Origin of the sequence: Lysobacter concretionis Ko07 = DSM 16239 (assembly GCF_000768345.1) — a bacterium.
In the GTDB taxonomy this organism is placed as follows: Bacteria; Pseudomonadota; Gammaproteobacteria; order Xanthomonadales; family Xanthomonadaceae; genus Novilysobacter; species Novilysobacter concretionis.
In genome coordinates this window covers 15426-41172 of the sequence record NZ_AVPS01000011.1, presented here as the reverse complement: position 1 = coordinate 41172, position 25747 = coordinate 15426, and the positions used below count along the sequence as shown (strand labels likewise).

27 protein-coding genes are annotated in these 25747 nt (G+C 68.0%); 11 read left to right on the top strand and 16 right to left on the bottom strand.

Features of this window, described 5'->3' with window-relative positions; all coding sequences use genetic code 11:
* Positions 1 to 28: 28 nt before the first annotated feature.
* A complete protein-coding gene (ubiH, locus tag N792_RS12690; RefSeq protein ID WP_052104121.1) occupies positions 29 to 1342 on the top strand; it encodes a 2-octaprenyl-6-methoxyphenyl hydroxylase in 1314 nt (437 codons plus the stop codon).
* Entirely contained in the window at positions 1339 to 2544 is a 1206-nt protein-coding gene (locus N792_RS12685) for an FAD-dependent oxidoreductase (protein ID WP_036195951.1), read from the top strand. Before ubiH ends, N792_RS12685 begins: the two co-directional genes overlap by 4 nt.
* A gap of 110 nt (positions 2545 to 2654) precedes the next feature.
* Here the strand turns inward: N792_RS12685 and N792_RS14225 are convergent, their stop codons facing one another.
* From N792_RS14225 to N792_RS12660, 5 genes are all read right to left on the bottom strand, one after another.
* The gene (locus N792_RS14225) at positions 2655 to 3407 is read right to left on the bottom strand and encodes an EF-hand domain-containing protein (RefSeq protein ID WP_232220013.1); all 753 of its coding nucleotides are present in this window, start codon (positions 3405 to 3407) and stop codon (positions 2655 to 2657) included.
* Positions 3408 to 3543: 136 nt separating this feature from the next.
* Positions 3544 to 4623 carry a 23S rRNA (cytidine(2498)-2'-O)-methyltransferase RlmM gene (gene rlmM, locus N792_RS12675; protein WP_036195864.1) on the bottom strand — a complete coding sequence of 360 codons (1080 nt, stop codon included), beginning with the start codon at positions 4621 to 4623 and terminating at the stop codon, positions 3544 to 3546.
* A gap of 1 nt (position 4624) precedes the next feature.
* On the bottom strand, positions 4625 to 5200 hold the full coding sequence (locus N792_RS12670; RefSeq protein ID WP_036195862.1) for a nucleoside deaminase: 576 nt from the start codon (positions 5198 to 5200) through the stop codon (positions 4625 to 4627).
* Between the two features lie 13 nt (positions 5201 to 5213).
* Entirely contained in the window at positions 5214 to 5642 is a 429-nt protein-coding gene (locus tag N792_RS12665; RefSeq protein WP_156969421.1) for a hypothetical protein, read from the bottom strand.
* Positions 5639 to 7393 (bottom strand): glutamine--tRNA ligase/YqeY domain fusion protein, encoded by a 1755-nt coding sequence (locus N792_RS12660; protein ID WP_036195860.1) that lies wholly within the window; start codon positions 7391 to 7393, stop codon positions 5639 to 5641. The genes N792_RS12665 and N792_RS12660 overlap by 4 nt, the downstream gene beginning before the upstream one ends.
* A gap of 152 nt (positions 7394 to 7545) precedes the next feature.
* Here N792_RS12660 and N792_RS12655 point away from each other — a divergent pair, with 152 nt between their 5' ends.
* Positions 7546 to 7818, top strand: a complete 273-nt coding sequence (locus tag N792_RS12655) for a putative signal transducing protein (protein WP_036195856.1) — start codon at positions 7546 to 7548, stop codon at positions 7816 to 7818.
* 267 nt (positions 7819 to 8085) lie between these two features.
* On the opposite strand, the gene N792_RS12650 is transcribed toward N792_RS12655, so the two are convergent.
* From N792_RS12650 to ahpC, 3 genes are all read right to left on the bottom strand, one after another.
* Positions 8086 to 9000: a LysR substrate-binding domain-containing protein gene (locus N792_RS12650; protein WP_036195854.1), complete on the bottom strand. Its 915-nt coding sequence runs from the start codon at positions 8998 to 9000 to the stop codon at positions 8086 to 8088.
* Between the two features lie 81 nt (positions 9001 to 9081).
* The gene (gene ahpF / locus N792_RS12645) at positions 9082 to 10683 is read right to left on the bottom strand and encodes an alkyl hydroperoxide reductase subunit F (protein WP_036195851.1); all 1602 of its coding nucleotides are present in this window, start codon (positions 10681 to 10683) and stop codon (positions 9082 to 9084) included.
* A 433-nt stretch (positions 10684 to 11116) separates the two neighbouring features.
* Complete coding sequence (ahpC, locus tag N792_RS12640; RefSeq protein WP_036195849.1) at positions 11117 to 11680, bottom strand: alkyl hydroperoxide reductase subunit C; 564 nt, start codon at positions 11678 to 11680, stop codon at positions 11117 to 11119.
* A 401-nt stretch (positions 11681 to 12081) separates the two neighbouring features.
* On the opposite strand from ahpC, the gene prmC reads away from it, so the two are divergent.
* Positions 12082 to 12942 carry a peptide chain release factor N(5)-glutamine methyltransferase gene (gene prmC, locus N792_RS12635; RefSeq protein WP_036195847.1) on the top strand — a complete coding sequence of 287 codons (861 nt, stop codon included), beginning with the start codon at positions 12082 to 12084 and terminating at the stop codon, positions 12940 to 12942.
* A gap of 30 nt (positions 12943 to 12972) precedes the next feature.
* On the top strand, positions 12973 to 13917 hold the full coding sequence (gene pip, locus N792_RS12630) for a prolyl aminopeptidase (RefSeq protein WP_036195845.1): 945 nt from the start codon (positions 12973 to 12975) through the stop codon (positions 13915 to 13917).
* Positions 13918 to 13981: 64 nt separating this feature from the next.
* Here the strand turns inward: pip and N792_RS12625 are convergent, their stop codons facing one another.
* The 3 genes from N792_RS12625 to N792_RS12615 form a co-directional block, all read right to left on the bottom strand.
* The gene (locus N792_RS12625) at positions 13982 to 14536 is read right to left on the bottom strand and encodes an NUDIX hydrolase (RefSeq protein ID WP_036195843.1); all 555 of its coding nucleotides are present in this window, start codon (positions 14534 to 14536) and stop codon (positions 13982 to 13984) included.
* Between the two features lie 111 nt (positions 14537 to 14647).
* Positions 14648 to 15583, bottom strand: a complete 936-nt coding sequence (locus N792_RS12620) for a 5'-3' exonuclease (protein WP_052104116.1) — start codon at positions 15581 to 15583, stop codon at positions 14648 to 14650.
* Positions 15571 to 16137 carry a nitroreductase family protein gene (locus tag N792_RS12615; protein ID WP_425478888.1) on the bottom strand — a complete coding sequence of 189 codons (567 nt, stop codon included), beginning with the start codon at positions 16135 to 16137 and terminating at the stop codon, positions 15571 to 15573. Before N792_RS12615 ends, N792_RS12620 begins: the two co-directional genes overlap by 13 nt.
* Before the next feature lie 159 nt (positions 16138 to 16296).
* Between N792_RS12615 and N792_RS12610 the strand changes: the two genes are divergently transcribed.
* Together N792_RS12610 and N792_RS12605 are read left to right on the top strand one after the other, a co-directional pair.
* Positions 16297 to 18681, top strand: a complete 2385-nt coding sequence (locus tag N792_RS12610; RefSeq protein ID WP_084105816.1) for a DUF1631 family protein — start codon at positions 16297 to 16299, stop codon at positions 18679 to 18681.
* A gap of 117 nt (positions 18682 to 18798) precedes the next feature.
* The gene (locus N792_RS12605) at positions 18799 to 19911 is read left to right on the top strand and encodes an NAD(P) transhydrogenase subunit alpha (protein WP_036195838.1); all 1113 of its coding nucleotides are present in this window, start codon (positions 18799 to 18801) and stop codon (positions 19909 to 19911) included.
* Between the two features lie 52 nt (positions 19912 to 19963).
* Here the strand turns inward: N792_RS12605 and N792_RS12600 are convergent, their stop codons facing one another.
* Genes N792_RS12600 through N792_RS12590 form a run of 3 tightly spaced genes read right to left on the bottom strand, consistent with a single transcriptional unit; the run spans position 19964 to position 21413 of the window.
* Positions 19964 to 20425, bottom strand: coding sequence for a DUF3106 domain-containing protein (locus N792_RS12600; RefSeq protein ID WP_036195836.1), 462 nt, complete (start codon positions 20423 to 20425; stop codon positions 19964 to 19966).
* 2 nt (positions 20426 to 20427) lie between these two features.
* A complete protein-coding gene (locus N792_RS13560; protein WP_052104114.1) occupies positions 20428 to 20835 on the bottom strand; it encodes a hypothetical protein in 408 nt (135 codons plus the stop codon).
* A 38-nt stretch (positions 20836 to 20873) separates the two neighbouring features.
* Positions 20874 to 21413, bottom strand: coding sequence for an RNA polymerase sigma factor (locus N792_RS12590; RefSeq protein ID WP_036195940.1), 540 nt, complete (start codon positions 21411 to 21413; stop codon positions 20874 to 20876).
* Between the two features lie 262 nt (positions 21414 to 21675).
* Here N792_RS12590 and N792_RS12585 point away from each other — a divergent pair, with 262 nt between their 5' ends.
* Both N792_RS12585 and N792_RS12580 read left to right on the top strand, forming a co-directional pair.
* Positions 21676 to 22002, top strand: a complete 327-nt coding sequence (locus N792_RS12585; RefSeq protein WP_224743907.1) for an NAD(P) transhydrogenase subunit alpha part 2 — start codon at positions 21676 to 21678, stop codon at positions 22000 to 22002.
* Positions 21999 to 23450, top strand: a complete 1452-nt coding sequence (locus tag N792_RS12580; protein WP_036195834.1) for an NAD(P)(+) transhydrogenase (Re/Si-specific) subunit beta — start codon at positions 21999 to 22001, stop codon at positions 23448 to 23450. Before N792_RS12585 ends, N792_RS12580 begins: the two co-directional genes overlap by 4 nt.
* 68 nt (positions 23451 to 23518) lie before the next feature.
* Here the strand turns inward: N792_RS12580 and N792_RS12575 are convergent, their stop codons facing one another.
* Positions 23519 to 23953, bottom strand: a complete 435-nt coding sequence (locus tag N792_RS12575; protein ID WP_224743908.1) for a hypothetical protein — start codon at positions 23951 to 23953, stop codon at positions 23519 to 23521.
* A 109-nt stretch (positions 23954 to 24062) separates the two neighbouring features.
* Between N792_RS12575 and sufT the strand changes: the two genes are divergently transcribed.
* Entirely contained in the window at positions 24063 to 24620 is a 558-nt protein-coding gene (gene sufT / locus N792_RS12570; protein ID WP_036195832.1) for a putative Fe-S cluster assembly protein SufT, read from the top strand.
* 55 nt (positions 24621 to 24675) lie between these two features.
* Complete coding sequence (locus N792_RS12565) at positions 24676 to 25158, top strand: hypothetical protein (RefSeq protein WP_036195830.1); 483 nt, start codon at positions 24676 to 24678, stop codon at positions 25156 to 25158.
* Positions 25159 to 25204: 46 nt separating this feature from the next.
* Here the strand turns inward: N792_RS12565 and N792_RS12560 are convergent, their stop codons facing one another.
* Positions 25205 to 25690: an asparaginase domain-containing protein gene (locus N792_RS12560; RefSeq protein ID WP_036195827.1), complete on the bottom strand. Its 486-nt coding sequence runs from the start codon at positions 25688 to 25690 to the stop codon at positions 25205 to 25207.
* Between the last annotated feature and the right edge of the window lie 57 nt (positions 25691 to 25747).

Sequence of the window (25747 nt, the reverse complement as noted above, 5' to 3'; positions counted from 1 at the left end):
GAACCGACGGAGCCGTTAGCATAGCGCAATGGCCGCCCGTCCCAAGTCTCCCGAAGCCTCCCCGTCGCCCGCGCCATTGCACGATGTGTTGATCATCGGCGGCGGATTGGTGGGTTCCAGTCTGGCGATCGCGCTGGAAGGCATCGGGATCGATGTGGGTCTGGTCGAGGCGGTAGCGCCGCAGGCATCGCGGGATGTTGCGTCGTCCGCCGCGACAAGCGGTGAGCCGACGAGCGTTTTCGACGGGCGCAACCTCAGTTTTGCCGAAGCCACCATCAATGCACTGACCGCGCTGGGCGTGATGCAGAAGCTGTCGGTGCCGGGCGGGGCGATCGAGCGGATCCACGTCAGTCGGCAGGGCGATTTTGGCCGCAGCGTGCTGGCCGCTTCCGAGCACGGTCGCAGCGAATTCGGGCGTGTCGTGGTCGCCCATGACTTCGGCCAGGCGCTGGAGGCGCGGCTGGACGAGCTGCCGCGACTGACCCGTTATCGACCGGTGCGTTTCGTGGGTTTGGCCGACAGTGACGACGCCGGCTGCCGGGCGGTCCGTATCGCCGACGGGAATGGCGAACGTGTAGTGCGTGCACGGTTGCTGGTCGGCGCCGACGGTACCCGCAGTGGCGTGCGCGACGCGCTGGGTATCGGTACCCACAGCCACGACTATCGGCAGACCCTGTTTGTCACCCGCCTGCGGACCGATCGTGCGCCCGATGGAACCGCCTACGAACGGTTGACCGACCACGGGCCGACCGCACTGCTGCCGCGCGGCGATCGTCATTACGGACTCGTCCATGGCGTGGCGCGCGCCGAGGCCGACGCGGTGGCGGCGCTCGACGAAGCCGGTTTCCTTGCCCGCGTGCAGGCCGCGTTTGGCTGGCGCGCCGGCCGCTTCCTGTCCTGCGGGCCACGCGTCGCCTATCCCGCGATCCGGGTGCTGGCCGATCGCGCCACCGCGACGCGCGCGGTGCTGGTCGGCAACGCGGTCCAGACCATCCACCCGCTGGGCGCGCAGGGTTTCAACCTGGGGCTGCGTGACGCGCTGACGCTGGCGGAGCTGATCGATGAAGCCCGGCGACAGGACCCGGCGGCGGATTGCGGGGGTGCCGGGCTGCTGGCCCACTATGTCGGACGCCGCAGTGAGGACCGCCGCCGCACGCTGGAATTCTCCGACGGACTGGCGCGACTGACGGCCAATCCGTCGTCGCTGTTGCGGCCCTTGCGCAGCTTTGGCTTGCTGGCGATCGATCAGCTGCCGTCGCTGCAGGCCGGAATCGTCGCCGGTGCGCTGGGTTATCGCGCCGACGTACCGGCGCTGTGCCGTCCGCCGGCCCTGCGCGCATGAGCCGCCGCGGAATGCTCGATGTCGTGGTGGTCGGCGCCGGCGTGGTGGGCGCCGCCGCCGCGCTCAGTTTCGCCCGCCAGGGATTCCAGGTGGCGCTGGTCGAGGGCCGGGAGCCGGCGCCGTGGCAGCGGGAAGCGCCGGATCTGCGCGTGTTTGCGTTCGCGCCCGACAACGCCGCGCTGCTGGCGGAACTCGGCGTCTGGGACGCCATCGTCGCCGCCCGGGCGCAGCCCTATCGGGCGATGCGGGTCTGGGATGCGGCCGGCGGCGGTGAGCTTGCGTTCGATGCCGACCGGTTGGGACGGCGCGAACTGGGCTGGATCGTCGAGAACGGGTTGCTGATCGATCGACTGTGGCATGCGGCGATCGCAGCCGGTGTGCAGCAGTATTGCCCGGACAGGGTCGTCGGCCTGGATACGGGGCCAACCTCGGACGAAGGCAGCGTAACGGTCGAGTTGGCATCGGGCGTCCGCCTGGTCACCCGGCTGGTGGTCGCCGCCGACGGGGCCGACTCGCGGCTGCGTGCGCTGGCGGGAATCGACGCGCCGCGGCACGACTACCACCAGCGCGGCCTGGTCGCCTTCATCGAACATGAATTGCCGCACCAGGCGACCTGCTGGCAACGCTTCCTTCCGGGCGGGCCATTGGCCTTCCTGCCGTTTCCGGACACGGACGACGGCCGGCCGCGCAGCTCGATCGTCTGGAGCCTGCCCGAGGACGAGGCGGTGCGCCTGCTGGCGGTCGACGATCAAGCGTTCCTGCACGAACTCGGGCGCGCATTCGATGGCCCGCTGGGGGCGTTGCGGGCGGTATCCCGGCGCGCGGCCTTCCCGTTGCGTCGGCAACTGGCAGACAGCCAATGGGCCGGGCGGGTGATCCTGGTCGGCGATGCCGCGCATGCCGTGCATCCGCTGGCGGGACAGGGCGTGAATCTGGGGTTGCGTGATATCGCCGGGCTGCGTGCCATCCTCGCCAGGCCCTTGCGCGGCGAGGTCGATCCGGGGTCGCCGCACCGGCTGGAACGCTGGAATCGCCAGCGCCTCAGTGACAGCGCCGTGTCGGCCTACGCCTTCGAAGCACTCAACCGGGTGTTCTCCAACGACGCGGTGGTCCCGACTTTGTTGCGTGGCCATCTGCTTGGCCTGGCGGGGCGCGCGCCACCGCTGACGCGGGCGTTGTGGCGGCACGCGGCGGGCCTGTAAGTCCTCTCACGGCGCGCGGATTCCGGGATACGACAACGCCCCGCGGGGCGGGGCGTCGGGTGTTGTGTGGCGGTGGCTACCTCATCTTCCTTGCGCTCACTTGACCGTACTCATTCGATCCAGCCTTTCAGTTCGGCCTTGCTGAGGCGGCCATTGTGGTCGTTGTCCACCGCAGCGAATTCGGCCGTCAGGGTCGGGTTGGTCCTGGCCTCGGCACGACTGATGTTGTCGTTGTGGTTGGTGTCCATCGCGGCGAAATCGATCGAGTAGTCGCCGACGATCGAGTCCGGTTCGCTCGAGGTGACGGTGACCTGGGATGTGTCGGTCATGCCGGCCGCGGCGGGTGAGGGCAGCACAGGGGTGGGCGGCATCGTGGCAGCGTCTCTGGTTGCCATCGCTGCGGCTTCGGCCGCGGCAGCTGCATCGGCGGCGTTCATGCTGGCCACGTCAGCGGCGGCGGCGCGTTGTGCCTCATCCAGGCTGCCGACGGGCTGGTTGCCGTAGTCGGTTGCCGTCTTCGCCCCGAGTGCGGCTTTGGCGGCGTGCGAGGCTTGCTGGGAGGATCTTTGGGCATCCAGGGAGGATTGCTGGGCAATCTTGCTGGTGGCGGCTGCGGTGGCGGCACCTTGTGCGGTCAGCGCTCCCTGCCTGGTGATCATGTCGGCGGTCTTGGCCGACTCGCGCGCGGACTCCGCGTCGGCGTGCGCCGTGTGGGCATCGTCCACCGCCGCGTCTGCGGCAGCCGTGGCCTGGACCTTCTCCTTTACGCTCAGCGCTGCATCCTGCGCCATCGCTGTGCCGCAAGCGCCCAGCGCGACCAGCAGGGCCAGGCTCAGGGTTCTGGATGGCTTCGTTTTGGACAACACGTTCATGGGATGGCCTCGCGGCTGGGATTGAGGCCGTCAGCGTGGTCCCTGGGAAGTAAACCCATCGTCAAAAAAGGGCCGTGTGCCTGAACCTCGCCGATATGCCTGCCGTACCAGGACGAGCCGGTTCCCGTCAGCGTTGGGGCATCGCGAACACGGTGATTTCCTCGCGATCGTGGAACAGCTGGCGCGCGCGGATGACCATCGGTCGATGGGTCTGCAGCTCGAACGCCTCCAGGCAGATGCGGGTTTCCTCCCAGCGCTTCTTCATCGGCAGCTTGAGGTTGAACACCGCGTACTTGCACCAGTCCTCGCGGAACCAGGTGGCCATGCGGTCGGCGACCCGGCGCGGTTGCTCGACCATGTCGCAGACCATCCAGTCGACCCGCCGCCGGGGCTGCCACTGGAAGCCGTCGGCGCGCACGTGCTCGACGCGGCCGCTTTCCAGCAGCTGTTCGCGCATCGGACCGTTGTCGACGGCGGTCACCAGCATGCCGTGGCGGACCAGCACCCAGCTCCAGCCGCCAGGCGAGGCGCCCAGGTCGGCGGCCTGCATGTTGTCGCGCAGCAGCAGCTCGCGTTCCTTGTCGTCGAGCAGGGTCAGCAGGGCTTCCTCGAGCTTCAGCGCCGAGCGGCTGGGTGCGTCGGGATGCATCCGCAGGCGCGGAATGCCCAGCGGCCAAGGGGCGCTGTCGCGCGGGTTGCTGGTGGCCAGCACGACGTGATGCCCACCCAGGAACACCACGTGCAGCCGTGGCCGGCGCGGGTCGTCCTTCGGGGTCAACCAGCCGGCCTTGCGCAGCGCCGGACGCAGGGCATTGCCGAAGCTGCGGGCCAGTCCCGCCAGCGGCTTGCCGGTGTCCGAATCGGGGTGTTCCATCCACAGGTCGCCGAAGCGCTCCTGCCCCTCGGCGATGTCGCCCTGGCCGCGCAGGGTTTCCAGCGCGGCCAGGATCGGGGTGATCCGATCGGTCGGGTCGAGGCTGTGAAGGTCGGCCAGACGTACCAGCTTCTGGCGCGCGAACACCAGCCGGTCGAACGGCAGTGCGCGCGACAATGCGGCGGCGTCCTCGACCTTGAACTCGACATAGCCGTTGCCGCGTTCCGCGCGGGCGTAGCCGGGGTGGCCAGCGAGTGCGGCCCGCTCGGTCAACTCGGCGGCAAGCTCGGGCTCGAAGCCGGCGCGGCACCAGCAGAACAGGGTGTCGGTCATCTCAGTACCCCGGCCCGCCAACCTGCCCGTAGTGCTTGAGCACCTCGCAGGCGGCGTCGCGGTGGATGTCGCGGGCGACCTCGATGCCGCGCCGCGCGAGTTCGCCGATCCAGTCGGCCGGCAACGGGCCTTCGTCGAACTCGGTCAGCGCTTCCACGTCCTCACTGCGGGCGCCGATCAGCAGGCGGTCGATGCCGGCCCAGACGGTCGCGCCGTAGCACTGGCAGCAGGGCTGCGCGGAAGTCGCCATGGTCACCGGGCCGACGCTGACGCCGGGCTCGCTCTCGTTGAGGCGGATGCGCTGGGTGCGTTGCTGCGCCAGCATGAAGGCCATGGTTTCGGCATGCGCGAGCGAGCAGGCCTGTGGCACCACGCGGTTGACGCCGACCGCGATGATGCGGTCGTCGCGGCCGAATATCGCCGCCCCGAACGGGCCGCCACTGCGGGCCTCGATGTTGCGCCGGGACAGCTCGATCGCCAGCGCGACCTTGGCCTCGTCACCGGAATAGACCGCGTTGGTGTCGATTCCCTCGTGCACCCACGCCGGCAGGGTGAGGTGGACTTGTGCGTACAGCATCAACAGATCTCCATCAGTTCAACATCTTCTTGCTGCTGCCCTGGCACTGCCGGGCCACGCATTGGCAGTGGCTGATTGCGGGAAATCCGCATACCGAAGCTCGGCCATCCTTCGCGCATTGCGCCCGCACCGCGGCCGGGTCGGTGGGGCTGTCCACGTTGACGCAGGCGGGGTAATAGCCGCAGCAGTTGCCGACATCCTTGACCGTGCAATCGGCATCGGTGGTGCAGCTGCGGTCAATCCGGGCCGGTCCGGCGACGATGGCGGGTGCCGCCCCGGAAGCCGGCAACTCCGGCAAGGGCGGCGAGGCGGCGTCGGGTGCGGATGCGGCGATGCAGCCGGTCAACACCAGCAAGGCCGGCAGGAGCAGGGCAAGCAGCAACGGCAGCATCCGCCGCCGCACCGGCAGCGTTGTCGCGCTGGATTGCCGGGCGTTGCTCAAGCCTTGTTCGCCCAGATGTCGCGCAGGGTGACGCTGCGGTTGAACACCGGCTTGCCGGCGGCGTGGTCGTGGCGGTCGGCGACGAAATATCCCAGACGTTCGAACTGGAACGATTGTTCCGGTGCGGCCTGGGCAGCGGACGGTTCGATATAGCCGGTCACCGTGCGACGCGAGTCGGGGTTGAGGTGGTCTTCGTAGCTCTTGCCGTCGCTGCCGTCGTCCGGATCGGCGACCGAGAACAGGCGGTCGTACAGGCGGATTTCGGTTTCGATGGCAGCCCGTGCGCAGACCCAGTGGATGGTGCCCTTGATCTTGCGGTTGGCGCCTTCCATGCCGGGGCGGGATTCGGGATCGAGCGTCACGCGCAGTTCGACCACATTGCCGTCGGCGTCCTTGACGACCTCGTCGCAGCGCACGATGCCGGCGCCGCGCAGGCGCACCTCGCCGCCCGGGATCAGGCGCTTGAAGCCCTTGGGCGGCACTTCGGCGAAGTCGTCGCGCTCGATCCACAACCGGTTCGAGAACGGCACCTCGCGCGTGCCGAAGCCCTCGTCCTTGGGGTGATTCGGGAATGCGAGCGATTCGACGTGGTCATCGGCCAGGTTGGTGATGACCAGCTTGAGCGGATCGATCACCGCCATCCGGCGCGCCGCCGCGGCGTCCAGGTCCTCGCGCAGGCAGCCTTCCAGCACCGAGAAATCGATCATCGAATTCTGCTTGCTCACGCCCAGCCGGTCGACGAACAGGCGCAGCGATGCGGGTGTGTAGCCGCGACGGCGCAGGCCGAGCAGGGTCGGCATGCGCGGGTCGTCCCAGCCGTCGACCAGGCCGGACTGCACCAGCGCCATCAGCTTGCGCTTGCTCATCACCGTGTAGTTGATGTTGAGCCGGGAGAACTCGATCTGGCGCGGCTTGGCGGCCTCCAGCGGCAGGCCGGCATCGGTCAGCGGCTTCAGCAGTTCCGGGTGGCCGGCCAGGTCGACCTTGTCCACGCACCAGTCGTACAGCGGCCGGTGGTCCTCGAACTCCAGCGTGCACAGCGAGTGGGTGATGCCCTCGACCGCGTCGCCCAGCGCATGCGCGTAGTCGTACATCGGGTAGATGCACCAGGCATCGCCGGTGTTCTGGTGCGCCATGTGCTTGATCCGGTAGATCGCCGGGTCGCGCAGGTTGATGTTGCCGCTGGCCATGTCGATCTTGGCCCGCAGCGTGCGCATGCCTTCGGCGAACTCGCCCGCGCGCATGCGGCGGAACAGGTCCAGGTTCTCCTCGACGCTGCGGTTGCGGAAGGGCGATTCGCGGCCCGGCTCGGTCAGGCTGCCGCGGTATTCGCGCACGTCCTCGGCGCTCAGGTCGCAGACGAAGGCATCGCCCTGCAGGATCAGTTTTTCCGCGCCGAGGTAGAACACCTCGAAGTAGTCGGAGGCGTGGCGCAGCTCGTTCCACTGGAAACCCAGCCAGCGCACGTCGTCCTGGATCGCGGTGACGTATTCCATGTCCTCGCGCGAGGGGTTGGTGTCGTCCAGGCGCAGGTTGCAGACGCCGCCGAACTCGGCCGCGATGCCGAAGTCCAGGCAGATCGCCTTGGCATGGCCGATGTGCAGGTAGCCGTTGGGCTCGGGCGGAAAGCGGGTCTTGATCGCCGTGTGCTTGCCGCTGGCGATGTCGTCACGGACGATCTGGCGGACGAAGTCCTGCTTCAGCGGGGCGTCGGAGTTGTTGGAGGAAATAGTGGCAGTGGAGTCGGACATGCGGCGCGCTGACAAGCGGGGGGAAGCGCCCAGTCTAGCCGGTGTCGCGCCGCGACTGGCCGGTGGTGCAGCGGTGCTGGATGACGGCGGCGTATGCTCGGTCCAGACGCCGCGCAGCCACCGGGCTGCGGGTTCGCCGACGAGGCCTGCCGATGAGAGTTGTCTACGAAGCCGCCGGCATCATCGATGCCCACCTGATCCGCCACGCATTGGAGGCGGCGGACATCCCGGTGTTCGTGAAGGGTGAAGCGCTGCTGGGCGGCATGGGCGAGTTGCCGATGTTCGGGCTGGTGCAGGTCTGCGTGCCCGACTCGGCCTGGCGGCAGGCGCGCGAGGTGGTGGAGTCGGTCGGGCTGGGAGCGCCGGTCGCGCTGTCCGAGGATGAGGCGGCCTGGGAGGATGGCCCGTTGCCCTCGGTCGGATAGCGGTTGCCGGCGCTGCAGGGGCTTTTGTCGGACTGGACTGGCTTCGGTCGCAGGAGCGGCTTCAGTTGCGAACCGGAGCCGGTTCGCACACAACGCCCAGACAACCTCGTGCAGGAGCGATGTCAGTCGCGACCTGTACATCGCCTCAGGGATTCAGTGGGTCGCGACTCACGTCGCTCCTACAACGGAACCTGTTTCTCTGCGATCAGATCCCGTAGCTCACGGCAGCAGCAGCTCCTGTGACGGCTGTCGTGGCGGCTGCAGCCGTCAACCCACCTCGGGCGGACGCAGCAGTTTCGCGGGCATCTGCCGGAGCACATGGGACAACTGCTCCAGCAGCGGACCCAGGGCCGAGCTTTTGCGCCAGACCATCGCGATGCGGCGGTGTGGTGCTTCGCCACGGAACTGCAGCAGGGCGATATCCGCTGACGGCGGCACTGGCGGCTGCACCGCGAGCACCGGCAACAGGGTCAGGCCGACTCCGGAGGCGACCATCTGCCGCAGGGTCTCAAGGCTGGTGGCGCGGAACCCGTCCCGCTCGCCGGCGCCGGCCATCCGACACACATCCAGCGCCTGGTCGCGCAGGCAGTGGCCTTCCTCCAGCAACAGCAGCGGAACGTGATCGAGCTCGTGCAGGTCCAGTGTCGTCTGCGCGGCCAGCGGATGTTGGCTCGGCACGGCGAGCAAAAACGGCTCGTCGAATAGGGGCTCGACCTGCAGTTGATCGTCGTGGATCGGCAGCGCCAGCAAGGCGGCGTCCAGGCGACCTTCGCGCAGGCGCGTCAGCAGCGCGTCGGTCTTCTCCTCGACCAGCAGTATTTCCAGCCGGGGGAAGCGCTCGCGCAGGTCGGGCAGCACGTGCGGCAACAGGTAGGGGCCCAGGGTCGGGAACATCCCCAGCCGGATCGTGCCGGCCTCGGGGTCCTGGCTGCGGCGGGCGATCTCGCCCAGCTGATCGATGTCCGACAGCACCTTGCGTGCGCGCTCGACGATCTCGCGGCCGACCGGGGTCAGCATCACCTTGCGCGGCGCGCGCTCGAACAGCGACACGCCCAGTTCCTCCTCCAGCTTGCGGATCTGGGTGGACAGGGTGGGCTGGCTGACGAAGCTGGCCGCCGCCGCGCGACCGAAGTGCCGATGCTCGGCCAGCGCCACCAGGTATTTGAGATCGCGCAGGTTCAATGCTGGGGCCTCGGTGAAGGCAGGCCGGACCGATCCCGGGGAAGTTTTCCCGGAACCGGCCCGGCCCGCGACATGGCGTGATCAGGCGACGGCGGATTCCGCATCGTGATGGGCTGCCGTTGCGGGCGCCGGCGTGCGGATCAAATGGTCGAACGCGCTCAGCGCGGCGGTCGAGCCGGCCCCCATCGCGATCACGATCTGCTTGTATGGCACCGTGGTCGCGTCGCCGGCGGCGAACACGCCCGGCATCGAGGTCGCACCCCGCTCGTCGATGACGATCTCGCCGCGCGGGGACAGCGCCAGGTCGCCCTTCAGCCAGTCGGTGTTGGGCAGCAGGCCGATCTGCACGAAGATGCCGTCCAGCTCGATCCGGTGGCTGTCGCCGCCCTCGCGGTCCTGGTAGACCAGCGCGGTGACCCGCTTGCCGTCGCCCTGCACTTCGGTGCTCTGCGCGCTGACGATGATGGTCACGTTGGGCAGGCTGCGCAGCTTGCGTTGCAGGACCTCATCGGCGCGCAGCTGGCTGTCGAACTCGACCAGGGTGACGTGCCTGACGATGCCGGCCAGGTCGATCGCGGCCTCGACGCCGGAGTTGCCGCCGCCGATCACCGCCACGTCCTTGCCCTTGTACAGCGGGCCGTCGCAGTGCGGGCAATAGGCCACGCCCTTGTTGCGGTATTCCTCCTCGCCGGGCACGCCCATCTGGCGCCAGCGCGCGCCGGTGGCCAGGACCACGCTGCGCGATTTCAGCGAGGCGCCGTTGGCCAGCTGCACCTCGACCAGACCGCCGGGCTCGCTCGCCGGGATCAGCTTTGTTGCCTGCTGCAGGTTCATGATGTCGACGTCGTATTCGCGCACATGCTGCTCCATGGCCACCGCGAATTTCGGGCCTTCGGTGTACGGCACCGAGATGAAGTTTTCGATCGCCATCGTGTCCAGCACCTGGCCGCCGAAACGCTCGGCCGCCACGCCGGTGCGGATGCCCTTGCGGGCGGCGTAGATCGCCGCCGCTGCACCGGCCGGGCCGCCACCGATCACCAGCACCTCGAACGGTGCCTTGGTCCTGATCTCCTCGGCCATGCGCTTCTCGGCGCCGGTATCCAGCCGGGCGACGATCTGCTCGACCGTCATCCGGCCGGTGTCGAAGGCTTCGCCGTTGAGCAGCACGGTGGGCACGGACATGATCTCCCGCGCCTCGACCTCGTCCTGGAACAGCGCGCCGTCGATCGCGACGTGCCGGATGTTCGGGTTCAGCACGCTCATCAGGTTCAGCGCCTGCACCGTGTCCGGGCAGCTCTGGCACGACAGCGACATGAAGGTCTCGAAGCGGTACTCACCTTCCAGGTCACGGATCTGGTTGGCCTGCTCCTCGGAGATCTTCGCCGGGTGGCCACCGACCTGCAGCAGCGCCAGCACCAGCGAGGTGAACTCGTGACCGAGCGGGATCGCGGCGAAGCTGACGCCCACGTCGGTGCCGATGCGGTTGATTGCGAACGACGGTTTGCGCGGCTGCGAATCGTCGCGGCGCACGCTGATCTTGTCCGACAGCCCGGCGATCTCCTGCAACAGGATGTCGAGCTCCTGTGACTTGGGGCTTTCATCCAGGCTGGCGACCAGCTCGATCGGCTGGGTCAGTTTCTCCAGGTAGGACTTCAGTTGGGCTTTGAGGTTGTCATCGAGCATGGCGACGGCTCCATCAGTGGATCAGGGGAAGAAGGCGGGGTGCTTGCAGGAGCGGCCTGGGCCGGGGGAGGGAGCCGGAGAGGGGAGCCGATCAAGGCATCCGGCGCAGCCCAAGCCGCTGATGCAAGCAACCTGAGACAACAGATGTGTTGAAAAAACCCGGGGAAGCGGGGCGAAGCGGGAAGGGCGGTGACTCGCGGGCGTCGGACCGGTGTCGCGTATCGGGTTGCTTCGCGGTGCTGCCGTTGCGGGTGCCGCAAACGGTGGCCCGCGCGGACTTGTGCCTGTGGCATCGGAATCCCGGGCGACACGCGCCCGGGTTCCTTATCAAGTGTTCGTCACTCCCGTAGCGGGAGCCCGGGACATTGCCAATTGCCGGCTTGACGTCCATGGATCCCCGCCTTCGCGGGGATGACGAAAAGTTCAGGTGTACTTAGATCTTGCCGACCAGATCCAGCGACGGCGCCAGGGTCTTCTCGCCTTCCTTCCACTTGGCCGGGCAGACCTCGTTCGGGTGCGCGGCGACGTACTGGGCGGCCTTGACCTTGCGCAGCAACTCGGAGGCGTCGCGGCCGATACCGCCGGCGTTGACTTCCACGATCTGGATCTTGCCTTCCGGGTCGATCACGAAGGTGCCGCGATCAGCCAGGCCGGCTTCCTCGATCATCACATCGAAGTTGCGGCAGATCGTGCCGGTCGGGTCGCCGACCATCGTGTACTCGATCTTCTTGATCGCCTCGGAGGTGTCGTGCCAGGCCTTGTGGGAGAAGTGGGTGTCGGTGGAGACCGAGTAGATCTCGACGCCCAGCTTCTGGAACTCGGCGTAGTTGTCGGCCAGGTCTTCCAGCTCGGTCGGGCACACGAAGGTGAAGTTGGCCGGGTAGAAGAACACCACGGACCACTTGCCCTTCAGGTCGGCGTCGGAAACCTTGATGAACTTGCCGTTCTTGAACGCGTCGGCGGTAAACGGCTTGATTTCGGTGTTGATCAGAGACATCGATGAATCCTCGGTTGGAGTGGATGGGAGGAAGAGTGCAGCCATCCTAGTGCGGTCTATGGAATCATTCAAATCGATTGATTTTATGTATTCAATAGGCTTCAACTATCGAGCTGCAGTGTTGGTTGGCCGGGCGGATCGCAATGCCGCTGGGCCATATCAGGCCTGGGGACGTGCAGCAGGGTCGCATCTGACGTCGGCACGAAGTACCGCAGACACGCGGATGCGGTGTCGTCCACATCGTGGCGATGGCCGCACTTATCAAGCCCGTTCGGGGCAGGCGGCGGTTCGGACGCGTGCGCCCGTTGGCATCGCGTACGATTCGCCGCGTTGAAAGCCGTCCGTGCGCCGACAATGGATGCGAGGCGGTCACCGGAAATCCGCTGGGGAATCAAAACCGCATGGCCCGGATAGATGACAGTTTGCGCGCGGCGCGCTCACAAACCGGGCCGGGCGACGCGGAATGGTTGCTCGCCCACGTGCTGGGGCAGTCGCGTGGGTGGCTGTATGCGCACGGCGACGACGAGCTCGACGCCGCCGCGGAGGCGCGTTTCGCCGAGTTGCTCGCACGCCGGATTGCCGGGGAGCCGGTGGCGTATCTGGTGGGGCGGCGTGGATTCTGGTGCTTCGATCTGAAGGTCACCCCGGCGACCCTGATCCCCCGGCCGGAAACCGAATTGCTGGTCGAACTGGCACTGGAGCGTTTGCCGCCCGGCCGCGCGTTGAACATCGCCGACCTGGGCACCGGCAGCGGTGCGATTGCGCTGGCATTGGCGCACGAACGTCCCGATGCGCGGGTCATCGCCACCGATGCCAGTGCCGCCGCGCTGGCGGTGGCCGACGGCAACGCGCGCGCGCTGGGGCTGGAGAACATCGGCTTCCTCCAGGGCGACTGGCTTGTTCCGCTGAGGGGCGAGGCGTTCGACCTCATTGCCAGCAATCCGCCATACATTGCTGCCTCCGATGCGCACTTGGACCGGGGCGACCTGCGCTTCGAGCCGCCTGGCGCGCTGGCATCGGGCATCGACGGGCTGGATGCGATCCGCGTGATCGTGCGCGATGCGCCGGCGCACCTGGTGCCGGGTGGATGGCTGCTGCTGGAGCACGGCTGGGACCAGGGTGAAGCCGTGCGCGAACTGCTCACTGGCGCCGGTCTGGTCGATGTCGACACAGCGCGTGACCTGGAAGACCGCGATCGCGTCAGCTTCGGCCGGCTTGGCGGGGCGGCGCCGGATGCTGCGGGCGCGCACGGCGCTGGTTAGACTCGATGGCCCCGTTCCCGTGGAGCCCCCATGCGCACCCTGTACCCCGAGATCCAGCCCTACGACACCGGCACCATCCAGGTCGATGACCGCCACACGCTGTATTACGAGCAGTGCGGCAACCCCGACGGCAAGCCGGTGGTGCTGCTGCACGGCGGCCCCGGGGGCGGTTGCAACGACAAGATGCGCCGGTTCCACGACCCGGCCAAGTACCGGATCATCCTGTTCGACCAGCGCGGCAGCGGCCGCTCCACGCCCCACGCCGACCTGGTGGACAACACCACCTGGCATCTGGTGGAGGACATCGAGAAGCTGCGGGTCAGGCTCGGCATCGAGCGCTGGCAGGTGTTCGGCGGCAGCTGGGGCTCGACCCTGGCCCTGGCGTATGCGGAGAAGCATCCCAAGCGCGTCACCGAGTTGGTCCTGCGGGGCATCTTCATGCTGCGCCGCTGGGAGCTGGAGTGGTTCTACCAGGAAGGCGCCAGCCGCCTGTTCCCGGAACCCTGGGAGCACTACCTCGCGGCGATCCCGGTCACCGAGCGGCACGACCTGATCAGCGCGTTCCACCGTCGCCTGACCAGCACCGACGAAGCGACCCGGCTGGCCGCGGCCAAGGCGTGGAGCGTGTGGGAAGGCGCGACCAGCTTCCTGCACGTCGACGAGGATTTCACCACCAGCCACGAGGACCCGCAGTTCGCCCTGGCGTTCGCGCGGATCGAGAACCACTACTTCGTCAACGGCGGTTTCTTCGAGGTCGATGACCAGCTGCTGCGCGACGTGGGCGCGATCGCCGACATCCCCGGCGTGATCGTGCACGGTCGCTACGACGTCGTGTGCCCGGTGCAGAACGCCTGGGACCTGCACAAGGCCTGGCCGAAGGCCGAGCTGACCATCACCCCGGGTTCCGGACATTCCGCCTTCGAGCCCGAGAACATCGACGCCCTGGTCCGGGCGACCGACGGCTTCGCCGGATAAGGCCCCGTCGGACAGCTGGCCTCTCCGCGACCCCGCCGCATCCCGGCGGGGCCGCACCTGGTGCCTAGGGCCTGGCCGGTGACCCGTCCGGATTCCGGTCGATCATCCACAGCCCCGCCCACAGTTTCAGGTCCAGTTCGAAACCTTCGCGCTGTTTCTCCATCAGCCATGCCGGTGCCTGCTCGCGCGGCACCTTGTGCACGGTGATGTCCTCGCTGTCGGTGCCGCCGCCTTCGCCGACCTGGGTCAGCTCCAGCGCACGCACGAACGCGATGCGCTCGCTGCTCATGCCCGAGGAAGTCGGTCCGGTCAGCAGCACGTCGACGCGACCGGGCTCCCAGCCGGTTTCCTCGACCAGTTCCCGGTGCGCGGCGCTGGCCAGGGTGTCATCGGCGTGGTCATCGCCCACCAGGCCGGCGGGCATCTCGATGGTGCGCGCGCCCAGCGGCACCCGGTACTGCTCGACGAACAGCACACAGTCGTCGGGCGTGACCGCGATGATGATCACCGCCATGCCCTTGCCGTGGGTGCGCTCGGCGTATTCCCAGCGGCCGCGGCGGATCATGCGCAGCCACTGGCCGTCATAGAGGATTTCGGGCGTTTCGTCGTAATCGTTCATGGGCTGGTACCGACCTCGATGCATGGGCCGTGGATTGTCGAATCATGACCGCCGCTCGCGCCGGGGCACCATGCGAGGCGGCGACGTTGCCAGCGATATCTGATGCCGATGCTACGCCGGCAAAAACGCCAGTCCGGCGGCATCGTGCAGCCGTCGCCGGGTCATCGGGCCGAAGCGCAGGTCCTCGCACAAGGCCGCCAGGCCGGCGCCGTCGGCATCCCCGCGGGCGAAGTGGGTGTCGCTGCCAGCCAGCGGCACGTCACAGGCGATCGTCGAGAGTTGTCGGCACAGCAGGGCGAGTTCGCGATTGGCCCGCAGTCGGGTCGCACAGCTCGCCGCGCCGCGCAGGCGCAGGTACGGCACCTCGTCGATGCGCTCCAGCAGGGCGTCCAGGGTGTCGAAGTGGGCCAGCAACGCGGCCGCGGTCTTGGAGCCGATGCCGGGTACACCGGGAATGTTGTCGACCGCATCGCCGGTGAGGGCGAGGTAGTCGGCTATCTGCCGTGCCTGCACCCCGTGCCGGGCGGGCACGCCGTCCGCGCCCCAGCGCTGGCCGCGGGCGAAATCCCACTGCTCGTCGTGATCGCCCAGCAGCTGGGACAGGTCCTTGTCGGCCGACACGATCACCGACCGGAAGCCCTGTGTGCGTGCCCCGATGCAGGCGCTGCCGATCAGGTCGTCGGCCTCGTACTCGCGGTGACCCAGCACGCTCAGTCCCAGCGCGGCACACAGCGCGCGGCAATGGCCGAACTGGCGTTTGAGTTCTTCCGGCGCCGGGTCGCGATTGGCCTTGTAGGCCGGGTACAGGGTGTTGCGGAAGCAGGAGTCCAGCGCCTCGTCGAACGCGATGGCGATGTGCTGCGGCCGCGCGCGGTCAAGCAGTTCCAGCAGGAAACGGGCGAAGCCGTGCACCGCGTTGGTGGGCCAGCCGTCGGCACCGCGGAATTCGTCGGGCATCGAATGCCAGGCGCGGAAGATGTACAGGCTGGCATCGACCAGATACAGCGTGCGCGCCGGCGCGCCGGCCGTGTTGCTCAAGGTGTCCACTCGGCCAGCAGGGTGGCCGGGTCGGGACGCTCGCGCTCGGCCACGTCACGTTTTGGCGTGCCCAGGTGGATGAAGCCGATGACGTGTTCGTCCCCGTCCAGTCCGAGCAGCGCGGCCACGCCGCGGTCGTAGGCGGCCCAGCCGGTCAGCCAGCAACCGCGGAAACCCGTGGCCTGGGCCGCCTGCAGCAAGGCGAAGCCGGCACAGCCCGCGCTCAGCAGGCGTTCCTGTGCGGGAATCTTGTCGTCGGGGCCGAGCCGGGCGACCAGCACCACGATGACAGGTGCGTGCAGGTAGCGATCGAGATCCTTGGCGATCGCGCTCTCGCTGGCAGCGGGGTCGGCCTCGCGATGGCGCGCGGCGAGGCGTTCGCCGAACACGCGCCGGGCCTCGCCACGAATGCTCAAAAACCGGAAGGGCACCCGCCGGCCGTGGTCGGGCACCCGCACCGCGCTGGCGAGGATGCGCAACAGCGTGGCCCGATCCGGGCCGGGTTCCTGCAACAGCATGAACGGGACGGACCGGCGCGCGTCCAGCGCGGCCAAGGCATCCATTGGTGAGGGAATCGTGACGGCGTCACTGGCCGGGGTGGAGTCGTTGGAGTGCATGGATCACAGTTCGCGAAAATTGTTAATAAGCTGACCCATCTTGCCACTATGCTGCCCAGTACGTTCCCGGCGGCGTATTAACGTCACTCCGGATCTGGAGCCCACGTGCCTATCCCATCCCACCGAGGCGTTCTCGCCAGGCCAACCGATCCCACGCGCTTGCTTGAGGAGATCAAGCGGCTCGTGCTCGAGCAACTGGGCGGCTTGCCGGGTGAATTCTACGGGCCGATCGAGGCGGCACTGAGCACCACGGTGCTCAGCGGTGAAGAGGCGCGTTCGCCGCAGGTGCTTTACCAGAGCCAGGCCGCGTTGTGGGTGCTGCGACAGCATCATGCCGCCCATGTGATGCGTTACCGGCAGCAGATCGCACAGGGCTTCGATGATTTCCGCTCGTTGCGCATCCGTCACAGCGGCGACCTGCCGTTGGGGTTGATCGACGAGAGCCAGATCGACTTCCACCTGGCCGGCCAGTCGCTCGCCACGACGCTGGAGCAGCGTTACAACGTCCCGCTGGAAGTGATGGATGCGCGCCTGGCGATGCTGGCTGCGGCGCTGGGCGCGGAGCCCGCGCTCAATCCGCTGGGCGCCAGCCGGCTGGCGACCGCGTTTGTCGAGACTTTCCGGGACGAGCAGATCCCGGAGATCCTGCGCCGTTTGCTGTTCGAGCATTACGAAAAGGCGCTGGGCCGCGTCCTTGCCGAACTTTATGAGAAGGCCAACGCCCTGTTGTTGAACGCCGGTTATGGCGTGCCCGCGAACGCCCGGTCCGCCGCGCAGGCCCCGCCACATCCGCCGCGTCCGCCGGCACCGGCAGGTTTCGGCGATGCCGTGCCTGGCGTTGCTGATGGGCAAGGCTTCGCCGGTGCGGATCACGGTGTGCCGGGGACCGGGGCTGGTTACAGGCACGGTGCCGGTGGGTATGGCTCGGGCGGAGCCGGCCAGGGCGGCTATGGCCAAGGCGGGAATGTCCCGGGTGGCCACAGGCAAGGCGGGCACGCCCCAGGTGGGCTTGGCCACGGCAATGCGCATCCAGGTGCGGGACTTGGTGCCGACATGCCGACGTCGGCCGAGTTGGGTGAGCTGCGCAGCCTGCTGCACGCCTGGCGGGAAGGCGGTTTGGGCAATGAGGCCGCGGCCGGGGCACGTTCGACCAAGGCGGCCTCCGGGCAGCGCCGTGAACTGCGGCTGGAAGAGCTGGTCAGTGTCGCCTCGCTGCTGCAATCCGAACCGGCGGACGTGTTCGCGCGCGCGCTGGCCGGTTCCGGCACGCTCGCCGGTGTGATCCGTGAGCAGCTCAATGACGGTTCGCGCCGGTTGGGACTGGATCCGGAGCGCACCCGTCTCAGCGTCGAGGATGAGGATGCGATCGACCTGGTGGGATTGCTGTTCGATTCGCTGTTCAGCAGCCAGCAGTTGCAGGAGCGCGCGCGCCGGCTGTACGCCCGGCTGGTGCTGCCTTTCGTCAAGGTGGCGCTGACCGATCAGCAGCTGTTCGTGCAGCCCGCCCATCCGGCGCGGCGCCTGTTTGATTCGATCACCGAGGCCGTTGCCGGCAACCGCGGCGAGACGCCGCAGGAGCGGGAGTTGCTCGATCGTGCCGCATCTATTTCGCAGCGCGTGGTGGCCGAGTACAACGAAGACCTGACCATTTTCGAGACCGCCCATCGTGAACTTGATGCGTTGCTGCACCAGCAGCGTCGGCGGATCGAACTGCAGGCCGAGCGCGCCGCGAAGGCGACCAACGGCCGCGAGCGACTCAATTACGCGCGCGAGCAGGCCGACGCGGTGCTCGCACGCCGCCTGGCCGCACCGCCGCTGAGCCCGGCCATCGCCGAGTTCCTGAGCACGTCGTGGCGTCATCATCTGGTCCAGACCTGGCTGCGTGATGGCAGCGACAGCGAGCGTTTTGCCCAGGCCATTTCGCTGGGTGACGGTCTGGTCGAGGCCGACCGCATCGCGGCGGCCGGCCGCGGGAATGACCTGGCCAACCACCTCTTGGCGCTGGAGCCGATGATCGGTGCCTGCCTGGCCAGCTCCGGCCTCGACCAGAGTGCGGCCGAGCATGGCTTGGCCATCCTGGTGAAAGGGCTGGTCTACCCGAATACCCCGCGAGACCTGCACCCGCCGCCGCCACGCCAGGCGGAAGAGGATGCCGAGGAACGCGGACTCTGGCTCGACGCAACGGTGGATTCATTGCGCCTGGATCCCGCCGACCTGGAACATCTGGGCTCGCTTCCGGCAGGTGCGTGGTTGCAGGTGACCGATGTCCGCGGCGAATCCATGGCGGTGAAGATCGCCTGGATCAGTCCGCTGACCGCACGTCGCCTGCTGGTCAATCGGCGCGGTCTGCGGGTGCTGGTGGCGTCGGTGGAGGAGTTGGCGGCGCTGGCCGCGAGCGGCCGTCTGCAGATGGGCGCCGAGCCCACCGCCTTCGAGCAGGCGATGCGGCACGTGCGGCAACAGCTCGATCTGGCCGCTGCCAGACGCTGAGCCGGAGTTGAGTGGGCGGGCCGCAGCAGCGCCCAGCCCGTCGCCTGATCCTTCGTGCTTCGCATCGGTGCGTGTCCTTCGTTACGATGCGGCGACCCCGGCAAAGGAAATGCGTCCATGGCGACGGCAATCACTATCGGTGTGGCGCGGGAAACCGCAACCGGTGAACGCCGGGTTCCGCTGACTCCGGAAACCGCGAAAAAACTGATTGCACTGGGCGCACGGTTGCAGCTGCAGCGCGGCGCCGGCATCAGTGCGGGGTTTAGCGATGAGGCCTACGCCCAGGCGGGGGTGGAGCTGGTGGACGATGCTGCGGCTGCACTGTCATCCGCCGATGTGGTGTTGTGCGTGCAGTCGCCGCCGGTGGCGATGCTGGAAGGCCTCCGCGAGCACACCGTGCTGGTCGGCCAGATCGCGCCGCAGGCCGATCCGGCCCGCGCCGAGGCGATCGTCTCGCGCGGACTGGTGGCGTTCCCGCTGGAGCGCCTGCCGCGCACCACGCGCGCGCAGGCAATGGACGTGCTCAGCTCACAGGCCGGCATGGCGGGGTACAAGGCGGTGCTGCTCGCCGCCCAGCTTGCGCCGCGGTTCTTCCCGATGCTGACCACAGCCGCCGGCACGATCCGCCCCTCGCGGGTGCTGATCATCGGCGCGGGTGTCGCCGGCCTGCAGGCGGTGGCGACGGCGAAGCGGCTGGGGGCGCAGGTCGACGGGTTCGACGTGCGCCCGGAAACCCGCGAGCAGATCGAATCACTGGGCGGCAAGTTCCTCGATCTGGGCGTCAGTGCCGTGGGGGAGGGCGGCTATGCGCGCCAGCTCACCGATGACGAACGTGCGGAGCAGCAGCGTCGGCTCGGCGAATATCTGAGGCAGGTCGATGTGGTCGTGACCACCGCGGCGGTGCCCGGCAGGCCGGCACCGAAGATCGTCACCGAAGCGATGGTGGCGGGAATGAAACCCGGCAGCGTGATCGTCGACCTGGCCGCCGAGACCGGCGGCAACTGCGAACTGACCCAGCCCGGGGACACCATCGAGACGGGCGGGGTCACCATTGCCGGCCCGCTCAACCTGGCCAGCAGCGGCGCCACCCACGCCAGCGAGATGTTCGCCCGCAACGTGTTCAATTTCGTCAGCCTTTTCCTGCAGGAGGGCGCGATCGCGTTCGACTGGGATGACGAGTTGCTGGCGAAGACGGTCTGGCCGGAGCGGTCGTCGTCCGGATCTTCCTGAAGATGGCACCGGCTGGCTGACCGCTGCGGGCGGCCCTCCCACCACGCTCGCGTTATTTGTCGCCGGTACCGGATCTGTCGCGGCTGCGGGGCGGCGCCGGGTTTGCCTCGACCCAGGCCTTGCGTTGTTCCGGGGTCATTGCGCGCCACTTCTCTTTCAGTGCGGCGCGTCCATCGGGATCGAGGCTGCGCATCTTGCCGTACAACGCCCGCGCCTCGACGCGCTGCTCCGGCGACATGTGTTGCCAGCGCTCCATCCCGTGATGGGCATGTCTGCGTTGCGGCGGTGTCAGCGTGTCCCAGCGCCTGGCATGTTCGAGCATGCGCGCGCGTTCCTCGGGCTGTGCGTTCCAGCGTGCCCGGATCGGCGCCGTCAGTTGCTGCTGTTGTTCGGCGGTCAGGTGGTCCCAGTCGGGCAGGTCCGGTTCGGCGGCCAGTACGGGGTTGGCCAGCAAGGGGCCGATGAGCAGCGCAGTCAGCAACAGCGCAGTGGGGAAACGGAAATGAAGGGCCATGGTCATTGCTCCGAGGGAGGCGGTAGCGCGCTGTCGTTGGCGGCCAGCCAGAGGTAGAAGTCGGGGTTCTCGTCGAGCGCGGCGAGCATGCTGGCGACTTCGTTGTCGATTGCCGCCTGTTTGTTTACCGGGTGGTTGTCCGCCGGGACTGCAGCCAGCGGTGTGGCCGGCGGGAGGTCGATCGGGGCGTGGCGCAGTTGCAGGCCGACGATCAGGGACAGGACCGCGGCACTGCCGGCCCAGGCCCAACCGAGGCGGTGGCGCTTCGGGCCGGGAGCAGCCTGGGTCGCGGCATGGCGCGCCTGCTGCAGACGCACGCGCACGGCGGGCGACAGGTGTTCGAGCGCCTCCGTGTACCGGGCGCGGGCGGTCCGGTCGAACGACGCGTTGCGGGCGTCCGGGCTGTCCATTCTGTTCTCGGGTGTAGTGTTTTGGGGTCGAGGGGTGGTCATTTCCAATCCTCCAGTTGCCGTTGCAGCGTCTCGCGCGCCCGCGACAGATGGGTCTTTACCGAGCCTTCGCTGCAGCCCATCGCCTGCGCGGTGGTCGCCACGTCGAGCTCCTCCAGGATGCGCAGGCTGAACGCTTCGCGCTGGCGTCGGGGTAGCTGGGCCACGGCGTCGGTCAGCCGGGCATAGGCTTCGCGGCCATCGTGGGTGCGTGCCGGGTCGGGGCCGGTGTCCGGCCAGTCCGGCATGCTGCCGTCCTTGCGTTCGTGCACCGGCAGCATCCAGCGCAACCGGAACGTGCGGCGGCGCTGGATGTCGACGATCCGGCTGCGCAGGATGCTCCAGAACAGCGGTGTCCATTCGGCGGCCGGCCGGTCCTGGTAATTGATCATCTTCATCATCGCGTCCTGCACCGCATCGAGGGCGTCGTCGCGCTGGCGCAGGCCGATCTCGGCGAAGCGGAAGGCGCGGGTGCCCACGCCGGCAAGGAACTCGTCCAGGGTTGCCGGCTCGCGCGCCACCGGGACGACGCGATCCATCTCCGCAACCGCGTCGGCGAGGGATGGTGTCGGGCTGTCATTGGCGTCATTGGTCACGAAATCGAGCATATACGGCCGGCATCCGGGCGTCCGCGACAAGCCGGTCGCGGTGGTCCGTCGCAGCGGTTGCTGCAGGAAGGGGAACGCCTGAGATGCGGGGCGGTTGACACGTCGCGGATGGCGGCAGCCCAGGTCATGACGCTTGGCGGGGTCCGTCACGGCACGGTTATGATGCGGTGAACACCGGCTGGGGAAGCAGGCAATGGGCGACGGGCTGATGGTGCAGGCGTTTACGATGCTCTACATCTTCATGCTGGCGGCCATTGCCGGCCACGTGATCATCTCGCGGGTGCCGGTGATCCTGCATACCCCGCTGATGTCGGGCTCCAACTTCATCCACGGCATTGTGCTGATCGGGGCGATGGTGGTGCTCGGTCACGCCGACACCACGCTGGAGAAGGTCATCGGGTTCATCGCGGTGCTGCTGGGGGCGGGCAACGCCGCCGGCGGTTATGTGGTGACCGAGCGGATGCTGGAGATGTTCAAGCCCAGCACCAAGCCGGCCAAGCCCTCCGGCGATTCGCCATGAGCGCGGCGGAGTGGCAGTCGCTGGCCGCGGCGACCAGCTATTTCATCGCCGCGACGTTGTTCCTGCTGGGCCTGCAGCGCATGGCCTCGCCGCGCACCGCGCGCAGCGGCATCCGTTGGGCCGGCGCCGGCATGCTGGTCGCCACGTTCGCGACCTTCCTGCTGCCGGAACTGCACAACATCGGCCTGATCCTGGTCGCACTGGTGATCGGCACGGTGGCGGCGTGGGTGTCGGGCAAGAAGGTCGCGATCACCGACATGCCGCAGATGGTCGCGCTGTACAACGGCATGGGCGGCGGCGCGGCGGCGGCGATCGGCGCGGTGGAACTGCTGAAATTCTCCGCGTCGGCAGCCGGTCATCCGGGACTGGAATCGGCCGGAGGGCTTCAGGCGTCCACGATGGATCTGGCGCTGCATCCGGCGACCCTGACCCTGGGCCTGGCCGTGCTGGGGGCGGCGATCGGCGCGGTCTCGCTGTCGGGTTCGGTCATCGCCTGGGCCAAGCTCGACGGCCGGCTGGACCGGCGGGTGGTGTTCCCGGTGCAGCAGGCACTCAATGCGCTGGTGTTCATCGCGATGGTGATGGCCGGCGGCTGGGCGGTGCTGACTTTGGACGTGCCGGTGATCGTCGCGTTCTTCGCCCTGGCGCTGCTGCTGGGCGTGCTGATGACGCTGCCGATCGGCGGCGCCGACATGCCGGTGGTGATCTCGCTGTACAACGCGTTGACCGGACTTGCGGTCGCGTTCGAGGGCTTTGTGCTGGGCAACCAGGCGTTGATCATCGCCGGCACGATGGTCGGCGCGGCCGGCATGCTGTTGACCCGGTTGATGGCCAAGGCGATGAACCGGCCGATCAGCCGCGTGCTGTTCTCGCATTTCGGCGGCGCTGGCGAGGCACAGGAGATCGCCGGCTCGCAGAAGCCCATCGAGGCCGGCGATGTCGCCGCGATGATGGCCTTCGCCGAACGCGTGGTGATCGTGCCCGGTTACGGCATGGCCGTTGCGCAGGCCCAGCACAAGGTCTGGGAGCTGGCCCAGCGCCTGATCGAGCGCGGGGTCAAGGTGAAGTTCGCGATCCACCCGGTCGCCGGACGGATGCCTGGCCACATGAACGTGCTGCTCGCCGAGGCCGGCGTGCCGTATGACCTGATCGCCGACATGGACGACATCAACCCGGAATTTCCGCAGACCGACGTGGCGCTGGTGATCGGCGCCAACGACGTGGTCAACCCGGTGGCAAAGACCGACCCTGCCAGTCCGATCTACGGCATGCCGATCCTGGAAGTGGTCAATGCGAAGAACGCGGTGGTGGTCAAGCGCGGCAAGGGCCGGGGATTTGCCGGCATCGAGAATGCGCTGTTCTACGCCGACAACGCCCGGATGCTTTATGGCGACGGCGCGGAGGTGCTGGGCGCGCTGGTGACTGAGCTCAAGCTGCTCGACAACTGATGACGGGGGCAGGCGCGTGGGGGTGTCAGCGGGGCTGGTCAGCGGATACTGGTTTAACGGGTGCTGGTTTAGCGGGTACTGATCGCCGCGACCAGCCATGCCGCCGCCAGCCACGCCAGGTCGCCGGTGCCATTGGCGAGGGTGGCCAGCGTCCAGGCGTGGTGGCTGCCCAGGCGCAATGCCGAGTCCCACGGTGACAGGCCGAGCATCGCGCCCAGCTGCGCGGCGATGATGGTCCAGTTGGCCAGGATGATGATGGCGGTGGTCGCCAGCACGGCCAGCGTCACCCGCCCGGGGCCCGGACGCCAGCTTCCCAGTCGCAGGATGATGGCGACATCCAGTGCGCCCAGGATGGCCATCACGCTGCATTGGCGGCCGGTGTACAGCGCGAGCATCACCCACACCGCGGCAAAACCGCAGACGCCCAGCACCAGCAGCAGCCAGGACAGGAGCTGTCGGGGCAGCCGATTTTGATGACCGGAGGTGCGGACGGAGGCGTGCATGGGAAGCGTCGAGGCGGGCAGCCCGCCAGCATAGCGGCCCGGCGGCAAACGGCATATTGGACTAGAATGGTCCTACTTCATTACCGTGACCCCAAGGCCGGCCAAACGTATGTACTCCCGCAGCAGCGAACCCGTCCGTTTCGAGCGTGACTGCCCCGCCGTCCTGGTGCCGCAAGGCGACGAGGTCAACCTGCCGGCCGGCACCGCCGGCTACATCACCCAGGCGCTGGGCGGCAGCTACACCGTGTTCGTCGACGGCAACCTGTTCCGGATCGCCGGGCAGGATGCGGACGCGATCGGCAAGGAGCCGGCCGAGCCGTTGGAGTTGCCCGAGGGCGCCGATGACGAGATGGTCGAGCAGATGGTCTGGAAGCAGTTGCGGACCTGTTTCGATCCGGAAATCCCGATCAACGTGGTCGATCTCGGGCTGGTGTACGAGGCCAGGGTGCTGCCCCACCCCGAGCAGGAAGGACAACGTCTGGTGGAGGTCAAGATGACGCTGACCGCGCCGGGCTGCGGCATGGGCGAGATCCTGGTGGCGGACGTGAGCGACAAGCTCAAGCTGATCCCCACCGTGATCGACACGGACGTGGAGCTGGTGTTCGAGCCGCCGTGGAACCGCCACATGATGTCCGAGGCGGCGCGGCTGGAAACCGGCATGTTCTGAGTGAGCGGCGCCGAGTGAGCAGCGGCAATCCGGCAAGAGTCTGGAGGAGGAACCCATGCATGCAGCAGACATCATCTTCCGCGGCGGGTTGGCGGCGACGCTGGTCGCGGCCATGAGTGCGTGCGCAGCGGGTCCCGTCGGCCCGGGCACACCGCCGGCAGGTGCGGAGTCGGGCGTCGCCGCAGGCATGGCGCGGATTGGCGACCTGCCCGGCGATAGCCAATACCAGCGCTTCATCGTCAAGTACCGTCCGGCCAGCGAGCCGGGGCGGAGCTCGGCTGCCGTGCAGCAACGGCTCGATGCCGTGGCATCCTCGGCGGGTTTCGCGGGCGGGCCGCTGAGGCTGGAATGGCAGCGACGACTGGCGGTCGATGCGGACGTGTTCAAGGCCAGCCGGCCACTGGATCGCGACGAGGCGGCGGCACTGATGGCGCAGTTCGCCCGCGATCCGCAGGTCGAATACATCGAGGTCGATGGCGTGGTCACCATCCGCCAGGGCGTGGACGTGCCACCGGTAAAGCCCTTGGGCGACGGTTAGCGGGCGATGCTCAGAGGCCTCAGCAGGCGGTGCTCAGGAGCGCGCCTCAGAGCGCCTCGAAACGGTTGGCATCGACGTTCTTGCGTACCGCGGCCGGGTCCCAGATCCGCCCGTTCATGGCGATATAGACGCCTGCCGGCAGCGACTGCACCGCGCCCACCGCGGTGCCGATATTGAATTCCGCATCCGACCCGCGGAAGCGCGCCGGGTTCAGCGCGCCGGTCAGCACGATGGTCTTGCCCGGAATGCTGGCCAGCACCTTGGCGGTCTCCACCATGGAATCGGTGCCGTGGGTGACCAGCACGTGCGGCGTGTCCTGGGCGGCGATGGTGGCGCGGATCAGTTCGCGGTCACCGTCGTTGATGTGCAGTGAATCCTTGCGCAGGATCGGGATCACCCGGTAACGGAACGCCACGCCCAGCTCTTCCAGGATCAGCCCGATCTGCGGCTCGCCGATCTGGTAGTCCGACTTGTCGTCGAAATAGATCTTGTCGATCGTGCCACCGGTGGTGACGATGCAGAGCTGGTCCATGGGGCTTCGCGTGACGGGAAAGCCCGTGATTATAGGCGTTGGCGTCGTCCGGCCGGA

Excerpts from the sequence above, each read along its gene's own strand:
- sufT (WP_036195832.1), top strand. The coding sequence starts at position 24,063 with ATGTACTCCCGCAGCAGCGAACCCGTCCGTTTCGAGCGTGACTGCCCC.
- N792_RS13560 (WP_052104114.1), bottom strand. The coding sequence starts at position 20,835 with ATGGACAGCCCGGACGCCCGCAACGCGTCGTTCGACCGGACCGCCCGC.
- N792_RS12565 (WP_036195830.1), top strand. The coding sequence starts at position 24,676 with ATGCATGCAGCAGACATCATCTTCCGCGGCGGGTTGGCGGCGACGCTG.
- N792_RS12575 (WP_224743908.1), bottom strand. The coding sequence starts at position 23,953 with ATGCACGCCTCCGTCCGCACCTCCGGTCATCAAAATCGGCTGCCCCGA.
- N792_RS12580 (WP_036195834.1), top strand. The coding sequence starts at position 21,999 with ATGAGCGCGGCGGAGTGGCAGTCGCTGGCCGCGGCGACCAGCTATTTC.
- rlmM (WP_036195864.1), bottom strand. The coding sequence starts at position 4,623 with ATGACCGACACCCTGTTCTGCTGGTGCCGCGCCGGCTTCGAGCCCGAG.
- pip (WP_036195845.1), top strand. The coding sequence starts at position 12,973 with ATGCGCACCCTGTACCCCGAGATCCAGCCCTACGACACCGGCACCATC.
- ubiH (WP_052104121.1), top strand. The coding sequence starts at position 29 with ATGGCCGCCCGTCCCAAGTCTCCCGAAGCCTCCCCGTCGCCCGCGCCA.
- ahpC (WP_036195849.1), bottom strand. The coding sequence starts at position 11,680 with ATGTCTCTGATCAACACCGAAATCAAGCCGTTTACCGCCGACGCGTTC.
- N792_RS12685 (WP_036195951.1), top strand. The coding sequence starts at position 1,339 with ATGAGCCGCCGCGGAATGCTCGATGTCGTGGTGGTCGGCGCCGGCGTG.
- ahpF (WP_036195851.1), bottom strand. The coding sequence starts at position 10,683 with ATGCTCGATGACAACCTCAAAGCCCAACTGAAGTCCTACCTGGAGAAA.
- N792_RS12605 (WP_036195838.1), top strand. The coding sequence starts at position 18,799 with ATGGCGACGGCAATCACTATCGGTGTGGCGCGGGAAACCGCAACCGGT.
- N792_RS12655 (WP_036195856.1), top strand. The coding sequence starts at position 7,546 with ATGAGAGTTGTCTACGAAGCCGCCGGCATCATCGATGCCCACCTGATC.
- N792_RS12585 (WP_224743907.1), top strand. The coding sequence starts at position 21,676 with ATGGGCGACGGGCTGATGGTGCAGGCGTTTACGATGCTCTACATCTTC.
- N792_RS12660 (WP_036195860.1), bottom strand. The coding sequence starts at position 7,393 with ATGTCCGACTCCACTGCCACTATTTCCTCCAACAACTCCGACGCCCCG.
- N792_RS12670 (WP_036195862.1), bottom strand. The coding sequence starts at position 5,200 with ATGCTGTACGCACAAGTCCACCTCACCCTGCCGGCGTGGGTGCACGAG.
- N792_RS12625 (WP_036195843.1), bottom strand. The coding sequence starts at position 14,536 with ATGAACGATTACGACGAAACGCCCGAAATCCTCTATGACGGCCAGTGG.
- N792_RS12615 (WP_425478888.1), bottom strand. The coding sequence starts at position 16,137 with ATGGATGCCTTGGCCGCGCTGGACGCGCGCCGGTCCGTCCCGTTCATG.
- N792_RS12560 (WP_036195827.1), bottom strand. The coding sequence starts at position 25,690 with ATGGACCAGCTCTGCATCGTCACCACCGGTGGCACGATCGACAAGATC.
- N792_RS12600 (WP_036195836.1), bottom strand. The coding sequence starts at position 20,425 with ATGGCCCTTCATTTCCGTTTCCCCACTGCGCTGTTGCTGACTGCGCTG.
- N792_RS12590 (WP_036195940.1), bottom strand. The coding sequence starts at position 21,413 with ATGGATCGCGTCGTCCCGGTGGCGCGCGAGCCGGCAACCCTGGACGAG.
- prmC (WP_036195847.1), top strand. The coding sequence starts at position 12,082 with ATGGCCCGGATAGATGACAGTTTGCGCGCGGCGCGCTCACAAACCGGG.